This window comes from Methylobacterium oryzae (genome assembly GCF_036441375.1).
In the GTDB taxonomy this organism is placed as follows: domain Bacteria; phylum Pseudomonadota; class Alphaproteobacteria; order Rhizobiales; family Beijerinckiaceae; genus Methylobacterium; species Methylobacterium oryzae_A.
On the sequence record NZ_MLCA01000006.1, the window covers coordinates 1 to 17,825 of the forward strand.

A 17,825-nucleotide genomic window follows, 5' to 3' on the forward strand; every position below is an offset into this window, starting at 1 on the left:
GGCGCTGGCCCAGGACGTGCTGCGGGTCGGCGACCAGCGCGGCAGCGCCCGCGCGCTCATGGAGGCGGCCGGCGTGCTCGACGGGCTGCCCTACCGGCTCGACTGGAGCGAGTTCCCGGCCGCCGCGCCCCTGCTCGAGGCGCTGAACGCCGGCGCGATCGACGCGGGCGGCGTCGGCGACGCGCCCTTCACCTTCGCGGCCGCCGCCGGGGTGCCGGTCAAGGCCTTCCTGGCCTTCCGCAACCGGCAGGACGGGCTGGCGATCCTGGTCCTGAAGGATTCGCCCCTCCGCACCGTGGCAGACCTCAAGGGCCGGCGCGTCGCCACGAACCGCGGCTCGATCGGCCATCAGGTGGTCCTGGCGGCGCTGGAGGAGGGGGGGCTGCCCGCCGACAGCGTGACCTTCAGCTTCCTGCCCCCGGCCGACGCCAAGATCGCGCTCGCCTCCGGGGCGGTCGACGCCTGGGCGACCTGGGAGCCCTACACCTCCACGGCGGAGCTCGCCGGCCTCGTCCGGGTGATCCGCGACGGCAACGGCATCACCCCGGGCCTGACCTTCGCGGTGGCGAGCGACGAGGCGATCCGGACCAAGCGGGCCCTGCTCGCCGATTTCGGCGCGCGCCTCGCCCGCGCCCGGGAATGGGCCCTGAAGGACCCGGCGCCCTACGCGTCCGTCTGGTCGAAGCTCATCGGCCTGCCGGAGGCGGTGCCGCTGCGCTGGTTCGGCCGCGCCGCCTACCGGGCCGTCCCGATCGACGCGTCCGTGATCGCCGACGAGCAGCGCAACATCGATCTCTACGTCCGCGCCGGGCTGATCCCGAAGGCCCGCACGCCGCGGGCCGAGGCGATCCTCGACACGAGCGTCTCGCAAAGCGGCGCCGCCGTGCAATGATGGCGCCGGAGGACCCGACATGCACGACCACGGCGACGACCACGGCCACGCGCACGATCACGCGCATGACCATGACCCGATCCACGACCGCGGCGCGTCCGAGCGCTGGAAGCACGACGGCGTTCGGGTGATCCCCGGCGACCGGCTCGACGCCAACACCGCGCAGACGCCCGGCATGTACCGGCAGGCCGCGATCAACGCCGCCCGGGTCGGCGCCCAGAAGATCTGGGCCGGCACGGTGGCGATCCAGCCCGACGCCAAGACCGGCGTGCACCACCACGGCGCGCTGGAGAGCGTGATCTACGTGGTCTCGGGCCGCGCCCGGATGCGCTGGGGCGACAGGCTCGAATACGTCGCCGAGGCGGGGCCGGGCGACTTCATCTTCGTGCCGCCCTTCGTGCCGCACCAGGAGATCAACGCCTCGACCGACGAGCCCCTGCACTGCGTGCTGGTGCGCTCCGACAACGAGGCGGTGGTGGTCAACCTGCCCGACGTCGAGGCCGCCGAGGCGCCCGAGACCGTGTACTGGGTCGACCCGATCCACAAGCACCCGTGAGCGACCGGGGACGACAGCGATGAGCCGGGACCGCCAGCTGCATCTCGGCGCCTTCATGCGCCCGGTCGGCATCCACACCGCGTGGTGGCGCTATCCGGGCGGCTACCCGGACGCGAACTTCAACTTCGAGCACCTGGCGCATTTCGCCCGGCGGCTGGAGGCGGCGAAGTTCGACGCGTTCTTCATGGCCGACCATCTGGCGGTGATGAACATGCCGGTGGCGGCGCTCCGCCGCTCGGCCACCGTGACGTCGTTCGACCCGCTGACCCTGCTGCCGGCGCTCGCCGTGCTCACCGAGCGGATCGGCCTGATCGCCACCGCGTCGACCACCTACAACGAGCCCTACCACGTGGCCCGCAAGTTCGCCTCCCTCGACCACATCTCGAAGGGGCGGGCCGGCTGGAACCTCGTCACCTCCGGCAACCCGGACGAGGCCCTGAACTTCGGCCGCGACGCGCATCTGGAGCACGCCACCCGCTACGCCCGGGCGCGCGAGTTCTTCGACGTGGTGACCGGCCTGTGGGATTCCTTCGCCGACGACGCCTTCACGATGGATCCGGAGAGCGGCCTGTTCGTCGACCCGGCGAAGATGCGCGCCCTCGACCACCGCGGCGACTTCCTGAAGGTGAAGGGCCCGCTCAACGTCGCCCGGCCGGTGCAGGGCTGGCCGGTGATCGTCCAGGCCGGCGCCTCCGAGGCCGGCAAGCAGATCGCCGCCGAGACCGCCGAGATGGTGTTCGGCGCGGGCTCGACCCTGGAGGCGGCGCAAGCCTTCTACGCCGACGTGAAGGGCCGGATGCCGGCGGCGGGGCGCGACCCGGACCAGCTCAAGATCCTGCCGGGCTGCTTCGTCGTGCTGGGAGAGACCGAGGCGGAGGCGCGGGCCAAGAAGGCGCGCCTCGACGACCTCGTCCATCCCGACAGCGGGCTCGCCAACCTATCGGTCCACCTCGGCGTCGACGCCACGGGCTTCGACCTCGACGCGCCGCTGCCGGAACTCCCCGAGAGCAACGCCAGCAAGAGCGGGCAGGCCCAGATCGTCGACCACGCCCGGCGCACGGGGGCGACCGTGCGGGAACTCGCCCGCAAGGTCGGCGGCTACGGCGGCCTGCAGATGGTCGGCACGCCCGCCCAGGTCGCCGACCGGATGGAGGAATGGCTGGAGACCCGCGCCTGCGACGGCTTCAACGTCATGTTCCCGTTCGTGCCCGAGGGACTCGACGACGTCGTCGACCGGCTCGTGCCCGAGCTGCAGCGGCGCGGCCTGTTCCGCCGCGACTACGCGGGGACGACCCTGCGCGACCATCTCGGCCTCGCGCGGCCGGTCAACCGCTTCTTCCCGCCCGACGCCCCGGCTCGGCCAGGGGGCTGATCGACCCGCTGCGCGGGCCGGCGCGGGCCCGCGCCGTCGGGGCGCGTGGCGGATCATGCGAACGGCGCGAACCTCCGGTCGTGTCGCGCGGTTATTCTCGGATCGTCGCGCGCCGATGGGAGGGGATCGTGCCCGAGGCTGTTCCGCCCCTGTCCGGGTGCCGCGTCCTCGTCGTCGAGGACGAGTATCTCATCGCCAGCGAGGTCAAGCGCTAGTTGCACAGCGCCGGGGCCGAGGTGATCGGCCCGGTCCCGCGCGCGGATCTCGCCCTGGACCTGATCGCCGAGCAGACGCCCGACGCCGCGGTGCTCGACGTGAATCTGGGCGACGGGAACAGCGTTTATCCGGTCGCCGAGCGTCTCGGCGTCCTCGGCGTGCCGTACCTGTTCGCCACCGGCGACGTGCGGGTCACCGGCGCCCCGGCCCAGGCGAGCCGGCCCATCCTGGAGAAGCCGTTCGTGGCGGCGGAGCTGGTCCGGGCCGTGACCAAGCTCGTCGCGGCCGCCTGAGGCCGCCGCACCCTCCGGCGCGGCCTCAGAGGGGGCCTGGTCCCGGATGCGGCCCCATGCGCCGGCGGTCGTGCTCGATGGCGAAGACATGGGCGTAGAGGTTGGCGACCCAGCCCCGCCCCTCGACCGTGAGGTCGAGGAACCGGATCGCGTCGCCGATCACCGGCTCGATCTTCCCCCAGAAGAAGGACGGGTAGCGCTCCGCGAGGTCGGCCGGGCTGTCGTAGCCGAGTTCCGCGTTGACGCCGATCTCGGCGAATTCGTGGAACAGGGCGTTCAATTTGCGCGGGTAGAGCGGGTCGCCGAGCTGCCCGATCAGGTCGGCCGCCCGCAACAGGCCGGCCTCGGTTCCGGTCTCGCGATGGGAATCGTCCTCCGGGACCGGGAAGCGGGTCAGCTCGATCGCCCGGATGACCCGGGCCGCGTCGACGAGATCGTGCGTGCCGAAGCGCTCCTGAACGGCCAGCTTCGAGCGCTCGACGTGGTAGGGCGCCAGCGCCGCGTCCGAGGCTCCCCGGGGCAGGCTCACGGTCGTGCCCTGCGCGTCGATGACGAAGGCCTGCAGCCGGTCCCCCGCGCAGACGCCCCGCACGTAGCCGATGTCGTGGTAGAGGGCGGCCAGGATCATGTGCAGCCAGTCTTCCGGCGTGATGCCCTGCTGCAGGAAGCGGCCGCGGAGGATGTCCTGGGCGACCAGGGTGACGAGGGCCGTGTGGTCGCCGTCATGGTAGAGGGCATCGCTCCCGACGAGCCGCTCGATCGTCAGGCGCGCCGCGGCCTCGATGATCTCGGCGTAGCGCGGCTCCCGGCTGCCGAATGTCCGCTGATAGGTGAGGGCGAGGTGCTCGCCGAGGGCGTCGGCGAGCATCTTGGTCGCGTCGAACATGGAATCCTCGCCGTCAGCTGCGGTGGGCGCCGCCGCGCCCGCCCGGGTCGATGGAGATCACGCGGATCGCTCCCCGCGATCGACGAGCCGCTCTTCGAGATAGGCCGCCGCGTCCGCGTAGAGTTCGTAGCGGCGCAGGAGCATCGCGCGCCTGTCGGCCTTCCCCGCCGCGTCGAGCTTGGCGCGGGCCTTGTCGGCGCGGGCGCGCAGCTTCCGGGCCAGCTTCCCGAAAGCGGCATCGATCCGCGCGCCGACCTTCTCGCCCTCGGCGCGTGCCGGGTCCGGGTCATCCCGGCGACGCTCCGGCGAGGACCTCGTCGCTTCTCCAGCCATGACGCATCTCCGCTCGCCCTGCTCGATTGGCGAAACCGTATGACGGAACGATCACCGGCGCGACATAGGATCGGCCGCCGCCGGCGCGGCGCTTTCTCAGGCGTGTCACGGAAAGGCTGCTCCGGCTCGGCCCCGCGACGCGCAGGAGAACCGGCGATGCGGCCCGACGACAGCGCTGCCCTGGATGCCACCCCGGAGACGATCCGGCGCGATGTGGTCGACAGCTGCGACGAGGAGCTGGAACTCGGGCTCGAGGAGGGGCGCCTCGATTGCCGCGTCTGCCGCGTGGCCGCCCCGAGCGAGCGCGAGCGGACGCAACGGTATTTCCAGCGCTCCGTCCCCACCTGCTCGCCCAGATCCCCTGCGGCAGCGCGGAGCACCCGTCGGTCCACCTGCCCGAGCGCCTGCGGCACGCGGACTACGTGCGCGGGCCGGTCCCCGCCGCGATGGTCGTGCCGGCGGCGCGGGAGTCGTGATCCTGTCGCGGTGGTGCGGCTATAGCGCCGCCATGGCGAAGCGCCCGATGACCCTCGACCTGTTCACGACCTTGGATATCGTCGACGACGACGTCTCGGCCGTCGTCGACGCCTACCTGGCCGATCCCGCATCCGGTTCGGTGGCGTTCGGGGACGGCTACCGCATCGATCCCGCGGCGGCGGTGGCCTCGCATCCCTTCGCCCGGACACTGATCGATCAGCCCTGGGCCGATGCCGGGCTGCGCCGGGCCGCCATCCGCGCCGCCATCCTGCTGGCGGAGCCGGAGCGGGTCTGACCGGATCGGCCGATCGTCGCGCGACAGTCGCGCAACCGTCACGCGGCCGTCACGTGGCCGTCATGGGCGGGATGGCAGGTCGCGGCCACGGCGAACCTCCCGACCCTATGCCGCCACTCCGCCCGCCCGGCCCTGTCGTGGCGGGCTTTTGTCTGCCCGCGGCGACGGCCGTCCCGGTGACGCGCGCCGGATCAATGCGGGGTCCGAGGCCGGGAGTCGGGGTCGCCTGCCTGCCCGATTCTACCCCTAAAACGGTATGCGCGCGGCCTTCCGCCGGCATGACGCTCCGGCTGTAGTCTGAGACGGACACGGGGCGGATGAACGGCGTGCCGCCACGGTGAACGGTTGGTTTACCCAACCCGCACAATTGCGCCGACCGCCCCGATCCGGGCGCGATCGGCGGGCGTTCTACGGGCAGTTCCACCGGAGACGTGCTGTCATGCTGATCCTGAATCCGACGACCGGACAGATGGTCGAGGTGCGCCTGCCCCGGCCGAAGCCGAGAGCCGCCTGACCGCGCTCTCGCCCTCCGATCGCTTCCCCGGCACGTCCGCCGGGAGGCGGCGTCCCCTTCCAGCCTCGCGCGACCCATGATGCCGACCGATCTCGACAGACCCGCCGAACTGACCCTCTGGCCGGGTTACGCACCCGCCCAGGTGGCCGTGTCACACAGCTTCCCCACGCTGCGGGCAGCCCTCGCCGCCGCGGTCGCGGCGATCGAGGCCGAGGACGCCAATCCCTGGATCATCACCGAGGATGGCGACATTCTGGCTCCGGGTTGGATCCGCGCGAACACCGCGGGCGCCTTCCTGCAGTAGCGGGCCCTCAGCCGGCGTGTTCGGGCGCGCCCCGATTGCGCCACCGGTGCTCGCTCGGCGAGATCCCGTAGGTTTCCTTGAATCGCCGGCTGAAATGGCTCTGGGTGCAGAACCCGCAGCTATAGGCCAGCTCCCCGACGGCCAGATGAGCGAAGCCGGGATCGGCGAGCCGCTGCGCGGCGATCTCCAGGCGCCGACGCCAGATCCAGTCGGCGATGTTGCGATCCTGCTCGCGGAACAGGGCCTGGAGGTGGCGCAGCGACACGCCGACGGCCGCCGCGAGCCGGGCCGGGTCGAGGTTCACGTCGCCGAGATGGGCCTCGATATGGGCCAGGGCGCGCTGGAAGATCAGGACGCTCTGGATGTTCTTGGGCGTCTCGTGCGCGAGGCGCTCCGCGATGCTGGCGACGATGAGATCGACGCCGACCGACGCCATGCGGTTCGCCATGTCGGGCGTCAGCCGCCCGGCGTTGCGGATCAGCTGCTGGAAGAAGGCCGTGACCATCGACGTGCCGGGCTGATCCGCGCTGATCGTGAGGGCCGTGAACCGGCGCGTCGACCCGAGGGCGCGTTCCAGCGATTCGCGCGGCACCTCGACGAACAGCGTCTGCGTGTCGACGTCGGAGGCCATCGTCGCCGGTCGCCGGTCCATCACGACGATGTCGCCGGGATTCTGGATCGCGGTGCGGTCGTCCTGCGCGCTGAACACGCGGCCCTGGAGCGTGAACGCGACGTTCAAGGTCTCGTGCTTGCCGTGCCGGCGGATCGTGTCCGGGGTCGCGACGGTGGTGACGGCGCTCTGCGTCACGCGCGTGATCAGCAGCGGCCCGACCTCGGCGGCCTCCAGGGTGCCGGTGAAGGCGTGTGCCGCGGCAGGCGTAAGTTCGACCGGCACGATCCGCTCGAAGATCGTCTCACGCCAGAGGCGGAAACTGTCTTTCGGCTTGAAATCCGCCGTCGAGAACAAAGTCCTCATCGCAACTTCTTGTATTCATGCTTCGCCGCGCGCGCTTGGGAAAACGGTAGCACGCTCTCAGGCAAGCGCAACGGCGCGCGCCAACTTATGAGGGTTCTTGACCTTTTCAGGAGCCTAAAACGTGTCCGAATCCACCCCCGTCGGCCCCCAATCCAGTATCGTGCTGACAGCCGGGCTCGTCGCCGCCTATGTATCGAACAATCGGGTTTCCGCAGCCGACCTGCCGGCCCTGATCGCGCAGTGTCACGGCGCGATCGCCGCGCTGGCCGCCGGTGGCGATGCATCGACCGAGGCGGCCGCGGATCTGGAAGCGCCGCGCGACCGGCCGAGCGCCGCGCAGATCCGCAAGTCGATCCGGCCCGAGGGCATCGTGAGCTTCATCGACGGGCGCCTCTACAAGACGCTCAAGCGCCATCTCACGGCCCACGGCCTGCACCCGCAGAGCTACCGCGAGCGCTACGGTCTGCCGGCGGACTACCCGATGGTCGCGCAGGAATATGCCGAGCGTCGCTCCGCGCTGGCGCGCTCCATCGGCCTCGGCGTGCCGAGCGAGCGCGCCGCCTGAGCCGGCGAGCCCCGGCAGGCCGCGGCCGATACGCGTCCGACGCTCGGGGTTGTCTTCCCGGCTCGGTGCATTGAGGCGCCCGCTCGGGCGCCTCCCCCGACTGGTGCTCCCGGTCTCAGGCGGCCGCGTGCCGCCCCTCCGGCAGCAGATCCCGGCTGGCCTGCTCGATCCGCTTCAGCCAGTCCTCGGCCGCGGCTGCCCGCTGGGTCGCGGCCTCCGCGCGCGCCTCCGCCTCTTGGACGCGCCGGTCGGCCTGCATCTCGATGGCGTGGACCTGCCGCGCCGCCTGCGCCCGCGCATCCTCCAGAAGCTCCCTGAGGGTCTGGATCTCCTGCTGGGCGGCCTCCAGATCCGCCGATAGCGTCTCGCAGGTGGTCGATTGCTGGCGCAGGCGCTGGTCCCGCGCCTGGGCCGCGACGCTCGCGGCCGACAGCGTGTCGAGGATCTGGCTCCAGTCCGCCACCGGCCGCGACGGGTGATCCGCACCGGAATCGCAAGGCGCTTCGGAAGGCGCTGGCGGGTTCGGCGCATCGGCCGGGCGAAGCCCGTCGGCAATCGCCGGTTCCGCCCCCGCGCGCGCGATGCGTGCGTCGAGCTGGGCCCAGAACGCCGCGTTCATCGCCGGCGCGCCCCCGCCGGGGCCGCGCCGGTCACGAGGCCGCCCGCCGGTCACGAGGCCGCCCGCGCGGCGGGGGCCCGGGCGCGGGCGTCCTGGGGGCCAGCCGCGTGTCCGGCCGCCTGTCCGCCCGGCTGCATCACGAACTCCGCGTCGATCGTCTCTGCGATGCGCTGGAGCATCTGCTCCGCCGCCGCGGCCCGCTCCTCGGCGGCCGCGGCCCGGTCCTCGGCGGCCTGGATAAGCTTGATCGCCTGCGCGTGGACCTCGTGGGTCTCCCGCTCGGCCGCCAGCACCTGGGCGCGGGCCGCGTCCATGTCGGCGCGCACCTGCCGCAGCAGGTCCTGGACGTGCGTCTCCTGCTCCTGCGCCCGGTCCTCGACGTCCCGGATGTAGCGCGCCGCGCCCTGCACCCGCTCCAGCAGGTCGGGCCACCGCTCGACCGGCGACGGGTTCTGGCTCCGCCCTTGCGGCGCGGCGCGCTCGTCCGCGGCGAGCAGGACGAGGTTGCCGGTGCGGATCCGGGTCGTCGGCTCGCGGGCGTCGCGCGCGGCGGCTTCGATCTGGTCCAGCGCCTCGACCTTGGGGTGCTTCGTCTGTTCCATCACGCGTCCTGCCGACAGGGTGCAGCGCAAGCCTTCGGTGAGGCATCGGGGTCCGGCCCACACCGACGGAAAATGGTTAACAACTCCTTAATGTTCGCGCTAGGGTTGCGTTACTACAACGATGCTCGCTTGGCGTTGCGCGGACCGGCCGGATCGGGAGCCGTCTCACGGGTAGCGGACGGGCTGCGGATCCTCCGGCAGCGGGATGAACTCGGCGTCGTTCGGCACGGTATCGAACCGGCCCTGGCGCCAATCCTCCTTCGCCTGCGCGATCCGTTCGGGCCGGGACGAGACGAAGTTCCACCACAGGTGGCGCGGACCGTCCATCGGCTCGCCGCCCAGCACCATGAACCGGGCCGGTTCCGTGGCGCGCACGCTGATGCGGTCGCCGGGCCGGAACACCAGCAACTGGCCGGGGCCGAAGCCGTCGCCGGCGATCTCGATGGCGCCCGCGGACGTGTAGATCGCCCGCTCGTCGTAGGTCGGATCGAGGGGCAGGACGGCGCCGGCCTCGAGGGCCACGTCGGCGTAGACCATCGGGCTCGAGGTCCGGACCGGCGAGCGCGCGCCGAAGGCCTCGCCGGCGATCAGCCGGACGGTCTTGCCCTCGCCGGTCAGGACCGGCAGCGCGGCGGCGTCGTAGTGCTCGAAGGCGGGGGCGCTCTCCTCGTCGCGATCCGTCAGGGCGACCCAGCTCTGGATGCCGAACAGGCGGGAGCCGGACTGCCGCAGCGTGGGAGCGGTGCGCTCCGAGTGGGTGATGCCGCGGCCTGCGGTCATCCAGTTCAGCTCGCCCGGCCGGATCGGCAGTTCCGTGCCGAGGCTGTCGCGGTGCATGATCTCGCCGTCGAACAGGTAGGTGACGGTGGAGAGGCCGATATGCGGGTGCGGCCGCACGTCCATGCCCTGCCCGAACAGGAACTCGGAGGGGCCCATCTGGTCGAAGAAGATGAACGGCCCGACCATCCGGCACTCGGTGGAGGGCAGCGCCCGCCGCACCGCGAAGGAGCCGAGATCGCGCGAGCGGGGCACGATCAGGGTTTTGATCGCGTCGCAGCTGAAATGGTCGCCCGGGATCGGGTCCTCGGCACTGTGCCAGCTCATCGCCTTGCTCCTTCGCGCGGGGGGCGGGGCCGACGTTGTCGGGGTCTCTCCCACCCTTCGCAGGCATCCTGGACCGGGATCGTCCGGGTTGAAACAGAAACGATCGAAACGCATCGTTTCCGATCATCGCCTAGGGTCCCGGTCCCGGGGCCTACCAGGGGGTCGGCTTCGGGTTGCGCTCGTCGAAACCCTTCTGGTGCCAGTACGGGTAGATCGGCGTCTCCTGGCTCGCCGCGTCGAGGCGGCCGACCTGCTCGGCCGTCAGGGTCCAGCCGAGGGCGCCGAGGTTCTGCTTCAGCTGCTCCTCGTTGCGGGCGCCGACCACGATGTTGCACACGGTCGGCCGGGTCAGCAGCCAGTTGAGCGCCACCTGCGCCACCGTCTTGCCGGTCTCGGCCGCCACGGCGTCGAGGGCGTCGACCACGCCGAACAGGTAGTCGTCGGAGACGGGCGGTCCGCCCTCGGCACCGCCGGCGGCGATGCGGCCGCTCTGGTTGGCCTGGCCGCGGCGGATCTTGCCGGTGAGGCGGCCCCAGCCCAGCGGGCTCCACACCATCAGGCCGACGCCCTGGTCGAGGCCCAGCGGCATCAGCTCCCACTCGTAGTGCCGGCCGATGAGCGAGTAGTAGCCCTGATAGGCGACGTAGCGGGACAGCCCGTGGCGCTCGGAGGTGGCGAGCGCCTTCATGAGCTGCCAGCCCGAGAAGTTCGAGGCGCCGATATAGCCGATCTTGCCCGCGCGGGTGAGGTCGTCCAGCGCCCGCAGCGTCTCGTCCACGGGGGTGAGCGCGTCGAAGCCGTGCATGAAGTAGACGTCGATATGGTCGGTGCCGAGACGCTTCAGGCTGGCCTCGCAGGCGCGGATCAGGTGGTAGCGCGAGGAGCCGACCTGGTTCAGGTCGCCGTTGAACCGGAAGGTCGCCTTGGTGGAGATCAGCGCCCGGTCGCGCTTGCCCTTCAGGGCCTGGCCCAGGATCTCCTCCGAGGCGCCCCCCGAGTAGATATCGGCCGTGTCGAAGAAATTGACCCCCGAATCGAGGCAGAGATCGACCATGCGGGTCGCCTCGGCGACGTCCGTCTGCCCCCAGCGCTGGAAGAACTCGTTCGTCCCGCCGAAGGTGCCGGTGCCGAAGCTGAGCACCGGAACGGTGAGGCCGGAGCGTCCGAACTGCCTGTAGTCCATCGAATCCTCGTCGCGATCGCGGGCGCCGCGCGTCGGCGCGCCTGCCGATGTAACGCGGCGAGACGCCCCGGCTTTCCCGGGGCAGCACAGCCGGGCACGGCCCGACGCGGGCTCTCAGCGCCGCGACTCGACGACCGGCGACCCGTCGCAGCGCCGGCCGGCGGCCGCGCCGGTGCGCCGGTCGGGCGGCAGGGCGTCCGGGGATCTGGCCGTCTCGGCCAGGATCGCGACGTTCGCCGTCATCCCGGCCGCCAGCACGATCGGGCAGGGCACGTCGTCGAGGTCGATCCGGATCGGCACCCGCTGCGCCAGCCGGACCCAGGTGAAGATCGGGTTGACCGTCGGCAGCCCCTGGATGCCCGGGGCGGCGTCGGCGACGCTGATCCCGCGGCCGAGACCGGTGACGCGGCCCCGGATCGGGCGGTCCGGCCACGCCATCAGCGACACCCGCGCGGCGTCGCCCTCGCCGATGCGCGGGAGCTGCGTCTCCTCGAAGTAGCCCTCGATCCAGAAGCTGTCGCCGTTGACCAGCGTCAGCGCCGGCTGCCCCGTGGCGGCGAACCCGCCCTCCTGCAGCAGCAGGTTGGTGACCCAGCCGTTCACGGTCGCCCGCAAGGTCGTGCGCTCCAGGTTGAGCCGCGCCTGCGCCAGGGCGCCCTCCGCCTGGACCACGTCGGCCTGGGCGGCCTGCGCCCGGCCGCTGGTCGTCTGCTTCTGCTCCGGCGTGGTGGCGAGATCGTCGAGATCGGCGGTGCGCCGCGCGATCCCCGCGAGGTATCCGGCCTGCGCCCGGGCGCTGGCGAGGGCGCCCTCGGCCTGGGTCACGGCGTTCCTGAACGTGCCGGGGTCGATCGTGAACAGCACGTCGCCCTTGCGGACGAACTGGTTGTCGCGGACCCGGACGGCCACCACCGTCCCGGAGACCTCGGGGGCCACCTGCACGGTGTAGACGCGCACGCGCCCGTCCCGGGTCCAGGGCGTGTAGGCGTAGTAGAGGAAGGCGAGGTAGGCGAGGCCCACGGCCGCCGCCAGCGCCAGCAGGGTGGCGGCGACGTTGTAGGCGGGCGGCGGCTGCCAGTCGCGCAGCGACGGTCGCGGTTTCAGGGCCATGTCACGGACCCTGGACGCGCAGGGACAGGATCAGCAGCGCCGTCACGGCGGTCAGGAGGCTGAAGTCGAACAGGGCGCGGTTCCAGACGAGGTGGTTGATGCCGATCCGGTCCAGGATCCAGCGCAGGCCCCAGGTGATCACCAGGGCGGCGAGCAGGCAGATCACCGCGGGCTCGACGAAGAGCCCCAGCACGTCGACCGCCCGCAATCCGACCACGCCGATCACGCCCGCACTCCCGGATCGAGGTTCGGCCAGCCCGCGCGGTCGAGATCCGACACGTGGGCGGCCAGCGCCCCGATGCGCTCCGCCTGGAGCGGCAGGGTCGCCCGGTCGGCGAGATCGCGCAAGGGATCCGGCGCCGTCTCCGTCCCTGCCGGTCTGGGCGCGGCGAGCCGCGCCCAGACCGCCCGGCCGACGCGGCGGCCCTCCCGGTCGTCCGTCTCCCGCAGGGCGAGCAGCAGGAGCCCGATGACGAGCAGGCGCTCGCCGCTCCGGACCGCGTCGGCATCCGCGCCGATGAGGGCGAGCCGGCCGAAGCCCCGGGCGAGGTAGCGGTCGCGGGGCGGCAGCAGGAGCGCCGGGTCGAGGGCCGCGCCGCGGACGGCGATCGCCCCGCCGGCCCCGATCAGGTCGGTCGAGCGCGATCCCGGCCGGTCCGGCAGCAGCGCCCGCAGCAGGCCCGCGGCGAGCACCCGCCGCAGCCGGGGGGCGGCGTTGCGGATGCCGCGGCCGCCGGAGCGCAGGGAGGGCTGCTCGGTGAACGTGTCGGTGACCTCCTCGCCCAGGGTCATGACCGCGGCGATCGGCATCGGGCCGGGCCGCTCACCCCGCCGCAGGGCGGCCATCCAGGCGTCGCAGGCCTCAGCGGCCGCCTCGAGCCGCCCCGCCAGGGCGCGGCTGACGGCGGGGACGCCCGGCGCCACGAACACGTTCGACGCGTAGGCGCAGCCGATCCCGAGCAGGATCGTCGAGCAGCGGTCGACGCCGATCTGGAACACCGCCTCCGGGTTCTGCACGTCGGCCAGCGCGATGATCGGCACGGTGAAGCCCATCGAGGCGAAGCCGTAGGCGCGCTGGCCGCTCTCGACGCTGGAGGCCGCGGTGAGCAGGCCCATCCACAGGGCCAGCGCGAGGTCGAAGGCCAGGGTCGCCTGGGCGAAATTGGCCACCAGCACCATCGCGACGGTGACGCCCACCAGCGTGCTGCCGGCGCGCCACAGGCTCTTGCGCAGGGAGGCGGCGCGGGTGGCGAGCGTCACCGAGATGACCGTCCAGCCGGCCCAGTGCGGCAGCGCCAGCTCGAGCCACATGGCGAGCCAGATCGCCGCGATGGCGGTGAGCGCGATGCGCACGGCCTCGGCCGCCTCGCGCGGCCACCACGCCGCGAGCCGCTGCAGGAGGCCCGGCGCGTCGGCGTCGAGCGCGACCTCACCGGCCACGGCGCGGCCTCACCGGCCGGGGCGCGTCCGGGCGCCCGGCCGCGGGCTCAGTCATAGTGCTCGGCGACGTCGACCTTCCCCTTGAACACCCGGTAGACGACCAGAGTGTAGATCAGGGTGATCGGCAGGACCACGACGCCCGCGCCCCAGAACATGAAGGACAGGCTCGCCTCCGGCGCCGCCGCCTCTTTCACCGTCACGCTGAACGGCACCATGTAGGGCAGGAACGAGGCGGCGAGCGTCGCGAAGGCGGCGGCGAAGATCAGCGCCACCAGCGGGAAGGGCAGGGCGTCGTTCCGGCGCCGCACCGCGTACAGCAGGCCGGCGCAGGCCGCGGCCCCCACGAGCGGCAGCACCAGCATCTCGGGCCGCTCGACCCAGCGGTGCAGCACCCGCAGGTTCATCGCCAGCGCGTACGCGAAGGCCGCGCCGAGGAAGACCAGGACGCCCAGCAGGAGCCGCGGCAGCAGCCGGAAGCCGAGGTCGCGCACGTCGGACTCAGTCTTGCCGCACAGCCACGCGGCGCCGAGCAGCGCGTAGCCGAGGCACAGGCCGAGTCCGCAGAGCAGCGAGAAGGGCGTGAGCCACGTGAACGCCCCGCCGGCGTAGAGCCCGTCGCGCACCGGCAGTTCCTGCACGAGCGCCCCGACCGTCACACCCTGCACGAAGGCCGCGCAATAGGAGCCGCCGACGAAGCCCGCGTCCCAGACCCGCCGCAGCCGCCGGGACTTGTAGCGGAACTCGAAGGCGACGCCGCGCAGGATCAGGGCCGCGAGCATCAGGAGGAGCGGCAGGTAGAAGGCCGAGAGCAGCAGCGCGTAGACCGTCGGGAAGGCCCCGAACAGGATCGTGGCGGCGAGCACCAGCCAGGTCTCGTTGCCGTCCCAGACGGGGGCGATCGCCTGCACCATGTGCCGGCGCGCCGTCTCGTCCGGGGCGATCCCGAACAGCATGCCGACGCCGAGGTCGAACCCGTCGAGCAGCACGTAGAGCATCAGGGTGAGGGCGAGGGCGGCGGCCCAGAACGTGATCATGGCCGCTCACTCCGCAGGTGTGCCGCTCGGCGTCCCGCCGGGCGCACCGGGACTGTCGCCCGGCACGGCGAGCGGCCGCTTGGGGTTGGCGGTGCTCCCCGCATGGGCCGGGGTCGGCAGGATGCCGGCCCTGAGCATGCGGTAGATGTAGACGGTGCCGGCCGCGAAGATCAGCGCGTAGACCGCGCCGAACACGGCGAGCGAGGTCGCCACCTGCGGGGATGTCAGGAACGGCGTCGCCGCGTCGGCGGTGCGCAACTGCCCGTAGACCGTCCAGGGCTGGCGCCCGACCTCGGCGGTGAACCATCCGGTCAGCGTCGCGACGAAGCCCAGCGGGAACGACAGGAAGATCGCCCATTGCAGCCAGCGCGCCCGCTCCAGCCGCCCGGTGGCGTAGAAGGCCATCCCGCCCCAGGCCAGCGCCAGCATCAGCAGCCCGCAGCCGACCATGATGCGGAAGGCGAAGAACGGGATCAGCACCGGCGGCCGGTCGGCCTTGGGGATGTCCTTGATGCCGATCACCGTGCCGGTGAGGGTGCCGTCGTCGATCAGGCTGCCGATCGGGGCGGGCAGCGCGACGACGAAGTGGTTCTTCTCCTGCGCCTCGTCGGGCCACGCGAACAGGATCTCGCCGGCCGGTGCCTGGCTCTCCCAGTGGCCCTCGATCGCGGCGATCTTCGAGGGCTGGTGCTTGACGACGTAGTCGCCGGTGAGGTGGCCGAAGAACAGCTGCAGCGGCACCAGGATCGCGGCGAGGCCGAGCCCCATCCGGATCATGGCGCGGGCCTCGATCCGGTCGCTGCCGCGCAGCATGTACCACGCCCCCGTCGCGGCCACGCAGAAGCTGGTGGTGACGTAGGCGGCCAGGACCATGTGGGGGAAGCGGACCCAGACGACCCCGTTGAAGAGGATCGCCCACCAGTCGGTCGGCACGAACACGCCGTCCGGGCGCAGGGCGAAGCCGGTCGGGTACTGCATCCACGAGTTGTTCACGAGGATCCAGAACGACGACAGGCTGGTCCCGAGGCAGACCATCAGGCAGGCGAACAGGTAGAACCAGCGCGGCACGCGGGCGCGGCCGAACATCAGCACGCCGAAGAACGAGGCCTCCAGCGCGAAGGCCGTGAAGCTCTCGTAGCCGAGCAGCGGCCCCTGGATCGGGCCGGTGCGGCGGGCGAGCTCGCTCCAGTTGGTCCCGAACTGGAACGCCATGACGATGCCGGAGACGACGCCGAGCCCGAAGGCGATCGCGAAGATCTTGAGCCAGAAGTCGAACAGGCGGTCGTAGACCGGCTCGCGCGAGATCATCGCCCGCGCCTGCAGGAAGGCGAGCCAGGCCGCCAGCCCGACCGTGAAGGCCGGGAAGATGATGTGGAACGACACCGTGAAGGCGAACTGGATGCGCGAGAGCATCAGGGCGGAGATGTCCATCGTTCCTCTCTCCGGCCGTAGCCCGCCGGTCCGCCGCCCTGGGGCGGGCGCGCCGCACCCTCAGATGTCCGCCGGCGGGGCGCGGGGAACCGCGCCTCGCGGAACTGTCAGACGTTGTCGATCCGCAGGATCGGCGCCGTCTCGGCCCGGCTGCGCCGGCAGGCCTCGGCGTCCCGCTTGAGGTCGATGCCGTAGCTCGGGATCACGGCCTTGAGGCGGGGCAGCCAGCCCTCCGGCGTCAGCCGGTCGGCGAAGCACTTCTCCAGCACCTCGACCGCGATGAACGCCGCCGTCGAGGCGCCCGGCGAGGCGCCGAGCAGCGCGCAGATCGAGTGGTCGGCCGCGGCCACCAGCTCCGTGCCGAATTCGAGGTAGCCTTCCTCCAGCGGGTTCGTCTTGCCGGTCGGCTTGATCGTCTGCACCCGCTGGCCGGCCACCGCCGAGGTCCAGTTCTGCTTCAGCGCCTTGGGGAAGAACTGCTTCAGGGTCGCGAACTGGTGGTCGGAGCTCTGGAGCACCTGGCCAACGAGATACTCGGTGAGCGCGACGTTGTCCTTGGCGACGTCGAGCAGCGGCACGACGTTGTGCGGCGTCAGCGCGGTGAACAGGTCGGTGAGCGACCCGTGCTTGAGGAACCGCGACGAGAAGCCCGCGTAGGGCCCGAACAGCAGCGAGCGCTTGCCGCCGATGATGCGCGTGTCGAGGTGGGGCACCGACATCGGCGGCGAGCCCGAGGCCGCCTTGCCGTAGACCTTGGCGTGGTGGCGCGCGCTGACCGCGTCGACGTCGCAGCGCAGCCAGATCCCCGAGACCGGGAAGCCGCCGTAGCCGCGTCCCTCCGGGATCTTCGAGGCCTGCAGCAGCGGCAGCGAGCCGCCGCCCGCGCCGATGAACACGAACTTCGCCGTCATGGTCTGGTGCGTGGCGTCGTAGGTGTCCTCGACGGTCACGGCCCAGCGGCCGTCGTCGACCCGGTCGAGGGCGACGACCTTGCGGTTGTAGTGGACGGCGAAGCCGGGCTGCGCCGCGAGCTGCTTGACCAGCAGGTGCGTCAGGGCGCCGTAATCGACGTCCGTCCCGGTGACGATCCGGGTGGCGGCGATCGGCTCGCCGGGACCGCGGCCCTCGATGATCAGCGGCGCCCAGCTGGCGATGACCTGCGGGTCCTCGCTGTACTCCATGCCGTGGTAGCAGTGGTGGGCCGACATCGCGGCGTAGCGCGCCTTGAGGAAGGCGACGTTCTCGGCCCCCCAGACGAAGCTCATGTGCGGGCAGGGATGGATGAAGGCGCGGGGGTCCGGGATCGCGCCCTTCCGCACGAGGTGCGCCCAGAGCTGGCGCGAGATGTCGAACTCGGTGTTGACCTCGAGCGCCTTGGCGATGTCGACGCTGCCGTCGGGGCGCTGGGGGGTGTAGTTCAGCTCGCAATTGGCTGCGTGGCCGGTGCCGGCGTTGTTCCAGCCCTCCGAGCTCTCCTGCGCGCAGTCGTGCAGCGTCTCGAACATCGCGATCCTGAGCGACGGCTCCAGTTCCTTCAGGACCGTGCCGAAGGTCGCGCTCATGATCCCGGCGCCGATCAGCACCACGTCGGGAGCGTCGTCGAAGCTCATGGCGGCCATCGGG

Annotated in this window: 20 protein-coding genes; 7 read left to right on the plus strand and 13 right to left on the minus strand. The window is 71.9% G+C overall.

The window, feature by feature from the left end; all coding sequences use genetic code 11:
• The 4 genes from MOTC310_RS10240 to MOTC310_RS10255 form a co-directional block, all read left to right on the plus strand.
• A partial coding sequence (locus MOTC310_RS10240) for an ABC transporter substrate-binding protein (RefSeq protein ID WP_419539886.1) occupies positions 1 to 892 on the plus strand: 892 nt, incomplete at its 5' end.
• Positions 893 to 911: 19 nt separating this feature from the next.
• The gene (locus MOTC310_RS10245; RefSeq protein ID WP_331301687.1) at positions 912 to 1,448 is read left to right on the plus strand and encodes a cupin domain-containing protein; all 537 of its coding nucleotides are present in this window, start codon (positions 912 to 914) and stop codon (positions 1,446 to 1,448) included.
• A 19-nt stretch (positions 1,449 to 1,467) separates the two neighbouring features.
• Entirely contained in the window at positions 1,468 to 2,820 is a 1,353-nt protein-coding gene (locus MOTC310_RS10250) for an LLM class flavin-dependent oxidoreductase (protein WP_331301688.1), read from the plus strand.
• A 215-nt stretch (positions 2,821 to 3,035) separates the two neighbouring features.
• Positions 3,036 to 3,329: a response regulator gene (locus tag MOTC310_RS10255; protein ID WP_331301689.1), complete on the plus strand. Its 294-nt coding sequence runs from the start codon at positions 3,036 to 3,038 to the stop codon at positions 3,327 to 3,329.
• A gap of 25 nt (positions 3,330 to 3,354) precedes the next feature.
• Here the strand turns inward: MOTC310_RS10255 and MOTC310_RS10260 are convergent, their stop codons facing one another.
• Positions 3,355 to 4,215, minus strand: a complete 861-nt coding sequence (locus MOTC310_RS10260; RefSeq protein WP_331294452.1) for a metal-dependent phosphohydrolase — start codon at positions 4,213 to 4,215, stop codon at positions 3,355 to 3,357.
• 57 nt (positions 4,216 to 4,272) lie between these two features.
• Complete coding sequence (locus MOTC310_RS10265; protein ID WP_331301690.1) at positions 4,273 to 4,548, minus strand: hypothetical protein; 276 nt, start codon at positions 4,546 to 4,548, stop codon at positions 4,273 to 4,275.
• Between the two features lie 508 nt (positions 4,549 to 5,056).
• Here MOTC310_RS10265 and MOTC310_RS10270 point away from each other — a divergent pair.
• Entirely contained in the window at positions 5,057 to 5,320 is a 264-nt protein-coding gene (locus MOTC310_RS10270; RefSeq protein ID WP_331301691.1) for a hypothetical protein, read from the plus strand.
• A gap of 590 nt (positions 5,321 to 5,910) precedes the next feature.
• Positions 5,911 to 6,138, plus strand: coding sequence for a hypothetical protein (locus MOTC310_RS10275; protein WP_331294456.1), 228 nt, complete (start codon positions 5,911 to 5,913; stop codon positions 6,136 to 6,138).
• 7 nt (positions 6,139 to 6,145) lie between these two features.
• Here MOTC310_RS10275 and MOTC310_RS10280 read toward each other — a convergent pair whose 3' ends face one another.
• Positions 6,146 to 7,114, minus strand: a complete 969-nt coding sequence (locus tag MOTC310_RS10280) for a helix-turn-helix domain-containing protein (protein ID WP_331301692.1) — start codon at positions 7,112 to 7,114, stop codon at positions 6,146 to 6,148.
• 121 nt (positions 7,115 to 7,235) lie between these two features.
• On the opposite strand from MOTC310_RS10280, the gene MOTC310_RS10285 reads away from it, so the two are divergent.
• A complete protein-coding gene (locus MOTC310_RS10285) occupies positions 7,236 to 7,679 on the plus strand; it encodes a Ros/MucR family transcriptional regulator (protein ID WP_331301693.1) in 444 nt (147 codons plus the stop codon).
• Positions 7,680 to 7,794: 115 nt separating this feature from the next.
• On the opposite strand, the gene MOTC310_RS10290 is transcribed toward MOTC310_RS10285, so the two are convergent.
• The 10 genes from MOTC310_RS10290 to mqo all read right to left on the minus strand — a co-directional run bounded on the left by MOTC310_RS10290 (position 7,795) and on the right by mqo (position 17,821).
• Positions 7,795 to 8,142 carry a hypothetical protein gene (locus tag MOTC310_RS10290; protein ID WP_331301694.1) on the minus strand — a complete coding sequence of 116 codons (348 nt, stop codon included), beginning with the start codon at positions 8,140 to 8,142 and terminating at the stop codon, positions 7,795 to 7,797.
• Positions 8,143 to 8,348: 206 nt separating this feature from the next.
• Positions 8,349 to 8,900 carry a hypothetical protein gene (locus tag MOTC310_RS10295; protein WP_331301695.1) on the minus strand — a complete coding sequence of 184 codons (552 nt, stop codon included), beginning with the start codon at positions 8,898 to 8,900 and terminating at the stop codon, positions 8,349 to 8,351.
• Positions 8,901 to 9,065: 165 nt separating this feature from the next.
• The gene (locus MOTC310_RS10300) at positions 9,066 to 10,004 is read right to left on the minus strand and encodes a pirin family protein (RefSeq protein WP_331301696.1); all 939 of its coding nucleotides are present in this window, start codon (positions 10,002 to 10,004) and stop codon (positions 9,066 to 9,068) included.
• 151 nt (positions 10,005 to 10,155) lie between these two features.
• Positions 10,156 to 11,187, minus strand: coding sequence for an aldo/keto reductase (locus tag MOTC310_RS10305; protein ID WP_331294462.1), 1,032 nt, complete (start codon positions 11,185 to 11,187; stop codon positions 10,156 to 10,158).
• Positions 11,188 to 11,301: 114 nt separating this feature from the next.
• Positions 11,302 to 12,297 (minus strand): HlyD family secretion protein, encoded by a 996-nt coding sequence (locus MOTC310_RS10310; RefSeq protein ID WP_331301697.1) that lies wholly within the window; start codon positions 12,295 to 12,297, stop codon positions 11,302 to 11,304.
• Position 12,298: 1 nt separating this feature from the next.
• Positions 12,299 to 12,523: a DUF1656 domain-containing protein gene (locus MOTC310_RS10315; protein WP_331301698.1), complete on the minus strand. Its 225-nt coding sequence runs from the start codon at positions 12,521 to 12,523 to the stop codon at positions 12,299 to 12,301.
• On the minus strand, positions 12,520 to 13,737 hold the full coding sequence (locus MOTC310_RS10320) for an FUSC family protein (protein WP_331301699.1): 1,218 nt from the start codon (positions 13,735 to 13,737) through the stop codon (positions 12,520 to 12,522). Before MOTC310_RS10320 ends, MOTC310_RS10315 begins: the two co-directional genes overlap by 4 nt.
• 47 nt (positions 13,738 to 13,784) lie before the next feature.
• Positions 13,785 to 14,771: a cytochrome d ubiquinol oxidase subunit II gene (gene cydB, locus MOTC310_RS10325; RefSeq protein WP_331301700.1), complete on the minus strand. Its 987-nt coding sequence runs from the start codon at positions 14,769 to 14,771 to the stop codon at positions 13,785 to 13,787.
• Positions 14,772 to 14,777: 6 nt separating this feature from the next.
• Positions 14,778 to 16,202: a cytochrome ubiquinol oxidase subunit I gene (locus tag MOTC310_RS10330; protein ID WP_331301701.1), complete on the minus strand. Its 1,425-nt coding sequence runs from the start codon at positions 16,200 to 16,202 to the stop codon at positions 14,778 to 14,780.
• A gap of 107 nt (positions 16,203 to 16,309) precedes the next feature.
• Positions 16,310 to 17,821 carry a malate dehydrogenase (quinone) gene (mqo, locus tag MOTC310_RS10335; protein ID WP_331301702.1) on the minus strand — a complete coding sequence of 504 codons (1,512 nt, stop codon included), beginning with the start codon at positions 17,819 to 17,821 and terminating at the stop codon, positions 16,310 to 16,312.
• Positions 17,822 to 17,825 lie beyond the last annotated feature (4 nt).

What these genes read in the sequence shown, in the direction of transcription:
- cydB (WP_331301700.1), bottom strand. Translation starts at nt 14,771, where the DNA reads ATGATCACGTTCTGGGCCGCCGCCCTCGCCCTCACCCTGATGCTCTAC.
- MOTC310_RS10280 (WP_331301692.1), bottom strand. Translation starts at nt 7,114, where the DNA reads ATGAGGACTTTGTTCTCGACGGCGGATTTCAAGCCGAAAGACAGTTTC.
- MOTC310_RS10265 (WP_331301690.1), bottom strand. Translation starts at nt 4,548, where the DNA reads ATGGCTGGAGAAGCGACGAGGTCCTCGCCGGAGCGTCGCCGGGATGAC.
- MOTC310_RS10305 (WP_331294462.1), bottom strand. Translation starts at nt 11,187, where the DNA reads ATGGACTACAGGCAGTTCGGACGCTCCGGCCTCACCGTTCCGGTGCTC.
- MOTC310_RS10245 (WP_331301687.1), top strand. Translation starts at nt 912, where the DNA reads ATGCACGACCACGGCGACGACCACGGCCACGCGCACGATCACGCGCAT.
- MOTC310_RS10300 (WP_331301696.1), bottom strand. Translation starts at nt 10,004, where the DNA reads ATGAGCTGGCACAGTGCCGAGGACCCGATCCCGGGCGACCATTTCAGC.
- MOTC310_RS10270 (WP_331301691.1), top strand. Translation starts at nt 5,057, where the DNA reads ATGGCGAAGCGCCCGATGACCCTCGACCTGTTCACGACCTTGGATATC.
- mqo (WP_331301702.1), bottom strand. Translation starts at nt 17,821, where the DNA reads ATGGCCGCCATGAGCTTCGACGACGCTCCCGACGTGGTGCTGATCGGC.
- MOTC310_RS10295 (WP_331301695.1), bottom strand. Translation starts at nt 8,900, where the DNA reads ATGGAACAGACGAAGCACCCCAAGGTCGAGGCGCTGGACCAGATCGAA.
- MOTC310_RS10260 (WP_331294452.1), bottom strand. Translation starts at nt 4,215, where the DNA reads ATGTTCGACGCGACCAAGATGCTCGCCGACGCCCTCGGCGAGCACCTC.
- MOTC310_RS10275 (WP_331294456.1), top strand. Translation starts at nt 5,911, where the DNA reads ATGATGCCGACCGATCTCGACAGACCCGCCGAACTGACCCTCTGGCCG.
- MOTC310_RS10310 (WP_331301697.1), bottom strand. Translation starts at nt 12,297, where the DNA reads ATGGCCCTGAAACCGCGACCGTCGCTGCGCGACTGGCAGCCGCCGCCC.
- MOTC310_RS10330 (WP_331301701.1), bottom strand. Translation starts at nt 16,202, where the DNA reads ATGGACATCTCCGCCCTGATGCTCTCGCGCATCCAGTTCGCCTTCACG.
- MOTC310_RS10250 (WP_331301688.1), top strand. Translation starts at nt 1,468, where the DNA reads ATGAGCCGGGACCGCCAGCTGCATCTCGGCGCCTTCATGCGCCCGGTC.